This is a genomic window from Pedobacter sp., from assembly GCF_035566355.1.
Taxonomy (GTDB): Bacteria; Bacteroidota; Bacteroidia; order Sphingobacteriales; family Sphingobacteriaceae; genus Pedobacter.
This window is the reverse complement of record NZ_DATMRL010000409.1, coordinates 1-3,319: the sequence shown is the minus strand read 5'-3', so window position 1 is coordinate 3,319 and position 3,319 is coordinate 1. Positions and strand designations below refer to the sequence as shown.

Annotated in this window: 1 protein-coding gene and 2 pseudogenes; 1 reads left to right on the top strand and 2 read right to left on the bottom strand. The window is 39.8% G+C overall.

The window, feature by feature from the left end; translation table 11 throughout:
• Positions 1–169: 169 nt before the first annotated feature.
• Positions 170–1,165: pseudogene (locus tag VNZ46_RS15915) on the bottom strand (IS256 family transposase); the annotation flags it as partial.
• Positions 1,166–1,413: 248 nt separating this feature from the next.
• On the opposite strand from VNZ46_RS15915, the gene VNZ46_RS15910 reads away from it, so the two are divergent.
• Positions 1,414–2,640, top strand: a complete 1,227-nt coding sequence (locus tag VNZ46_RS15910; protein WP_325561049.1) for an immunity 26/phosphotriesterase HocA family protein — start codon at positions 1,414–1,416, stop codon at positions 2,638–2,640.
• Between the two features lie 367 nt (positions 2,641–3,007).
• Here VNZ46_RS15910 and VNZ46_RS15905 read toward each other — a convergent pair.
• Positions 3,008–3,319 (bottom strand): annotated as a pseudogene (locus VNZ46_RS15905) (Rpn family recombination-promoting nuclease/putative transposase); the annotation flags it as partial.

The following is a 3,319-nucleotide window of genomic DNA, read 5'->3' as shown; positions in this document are numbered from 1 at the left end:
AAATTAATCCCTCAAAGAAATGGGTTAAGACTAACACAAAAAATAATATAAAACCAGAATAATATTAAACAAATCCAACACTAAGAATCTTACACTTAAGTTTCTAAAGAATATCATTGCAATAACCCCAGGAGTAATGATAAATGGACTTGGGTAATGCAATCGCTTGTTCAGTGAGGGGGAGAAATGCAGAGAGGTTTACCCAGTTGTCCAGCCATGACTTACAGCTCAGGGGATATTTCTTACCCCACTTCTGTTCAAACTCCAGCAGTCTTTCATATCCCTGCTGTTCGTTACTTGACTGATAGATTGGTTTCATATCAGCCATTACGGCCTTCTTATCTTTCTCAGGGGCATAGCGCATGGATGCACGGATCTGGTGAACAATGCAAAGCTGCACCCTTGTCTTTGGGAAGATCGCCTCCACCGCTTCAGGGAAACCTTTCAATCCATCAATGCAGGCAATCAGGATGTCTTCTACACCACGCGCTTTCAAATCCGTAAGCACCGACAGCCAGAATTTGGCGCCTTCGTTTTCGGAAGTATAAAGACCTAACACATCTTTGTTGCCCTCAATGTCCACACCCAGTATATTGTAGATGGCACGGGTTTCCACCGCTCCGTTTATCCGAACCTTGAAGAACATACAATCCAGGAATACAAAGGGATAAACGGCCTCAAGCGGACGATTGCGCCATTCCTGTACTGCAGGAAGCACACTGTCAGTAATCCTTGAAATCTCAGCAGCAGAGATATCCATGGCGTACATTTCCTGCACATAATCACGCATTGCACGCGTACTCATGCCCATGGCATACATCGAGAGAATGTTCCCTTCCAGTTCCTCTGTAATGATCAGCTGACGCTTGGGGACAACCTTAGGGTCAAAGGTACCTAGACGGTCCCGGCCGGTCTCAAGCTCAAACTCTCCCGAACTTAAGCTCCGTACTGTTTTCTTGCTTTTGCCGTTCTTGCGGTTAGCCTGACCAGCCAGTTTACTCTCGGAAATATGGTGCTCCAGCTCACCGGTCATCATAGATTCCAGAAAGTGTTTCATCATCGGGGCTAGTACGCCGTCCGTGCCAGTCATTTTCTTGCCGGCATATAAGCCAGCGATAGCTTCCTTTTTGAAGCTTTCAAAATCAAAGTCTTCTTGTGTTGCCATACTTATGTCGATAGTTTAAAGTTACACTATTGACACAGTTTGTGAAACACCCTCCTTAAAACCGGCAATAACTGTTTAATTGTGCCCCTTCGACTTCACACAGACCTCTGAGATCATCTCAGAGGCCTTTTTATTATGTTGTTTTAGTCGCTAAGTTTGTCAGTTAGACTAAATACTATATATTTATAAATGAGTTTTGTATAATTGATAATTATTATTTAGCATTTAAACTGCGTAAAATACCACTAATGAAATTTGAATTAACCAATGAACAACGCCTATATTTTGGCTTAGACCAGATAGAGCCACATTGGGAAAAAACGATCTTCAAGGGAGATACCTATCGTCCGGAGAGCACTCTTTATTTTGAAGGAGAAGTGATTAAAAGGCATATCCTCTCTACTAAAGAGCAATATCAGGAAAAGCAGTACAATGAGTTAACTCGTGGTAGAACAATATTACTACCTAAAACGGGTAAAGGGAAAGAAAAGAAACTCACCCCTTCAGTATTGGAGTCGCGTCAACCGACAGGTGTATATTGTAACATAGATTATCATGGACATGTTTATATTGGCAATTACAATACCCAAACCACTTTTTACGATACTCGCTGGGAAAAGGAATTTGTAAAAGATGCTGCAACATTAGAAATAAGCAGTATTGTAACAGACTTTATCAATAGCGCTCCACCACAGCACTTAGTCGAAATTAATCAATTTAAGGAAGCCCGGCGTAAACTCTCTAAGTTTAAGTCTGGTGATTTCTTTGCCTTTAAAGTTAGTAGAACCCAATATGGCTTTGGGCGGGTACTGGCCAATATAGACCAGATTAAAAAAAAGAGCGCCCTATCTCGTGACCACGGCTTGAATCTGATAATGACCAAACCAGTACTGGTCAAGGCATATGCTTATTTGTCTGAAACTAAAAATATCGATCTGACAATTTTACAGCACACAGGTTCTTTACCATCCGATTATATGATGGATAACTTGCTACTTTACGGGCAATTTGAAGTGATCGGACATAAGGAATTAAAGCCTGAAGAATTGGATTTTCCAATATCATATGGCCGACATATTAATATGCAAAAACATGCATCATTTTTGCAATGGGGGCTTATTCATCAGGAACTTTCTACCACTACATTTAACAAGTATTTCGTTGCAGAAAATCTATTCGTAGAAGAGAATAGTTACTCAAGAAAAGTTTCCAACCCTTATGGTTTTTATGGAATTGGTTTTTACCCTAAATATTCTGGCCTATTCGAAATTAAAAACGCCATTGCCCATAAAGGAAAGTTTGACTACAGTAAAAATCCTAGTTACTTCACTCATTTTGACCTGCGTAATCCGGCTAATAAAGCAGTCCGAGAAGAACTCTTGATTGCTTTTGGTCTGAACCCTACTAAGGATTATGATGATAATTGCTGTTTGACAAACACCATCGATTCCAAAACTTTGATCAGCTCGTTATAAGCTAATAAGCATTATATGAGCACCGCTAATTTCATTAATGCCGCCATTAACCTCGCTACATTTCTCTGAATACCTAATTAGTCCACCACCGTAGCTGTAAGACTTTTTTCGCCTTTCTTGGGTTCCGGTTCAGGTGCGAAATCTAACAATTAGGTATTTGATATAATCGCTGGCAATTTCGGAATACAGGGCAATATTGACTATCAACTACATGAACCAACCCCAAAGCATTAATCCATAAACTTTATTGATGTTTACTTTAGAGGGCTTCTTTTTAAACCAGGCAGAAATAAAAGTAAGATCTTTCCATTAAAAAAGCCCAGGAAATTCTTCCAGGGCTTTTAGTGTTGGTTTTGGTTATATGGTATTATAGATTTGCTATTTCTTCAGCAAAGAGACCTGTAGCTTCTGAGATTTGTTCATTAGACAATCCCATCTTTTTTAAGGATTGAACTATTTCTTTCTTTTCCTCAACCCTGCCACGCTCCTCTCCATCAAGAAATGACTGTTCCCTAACGGCTTCGTTATCCCACTTTCTCTTTAACTCTTGATCGTATATGTCCTGTTCTTCCTTTGTCATCTTTGTATAATCCGCTATATTATATAGTTTCTCAAAAATCGTCTTTCGTAAATGTGGCGGCATATCATCCATATCGCTTAAGTGCTTTAAGGAGTACAG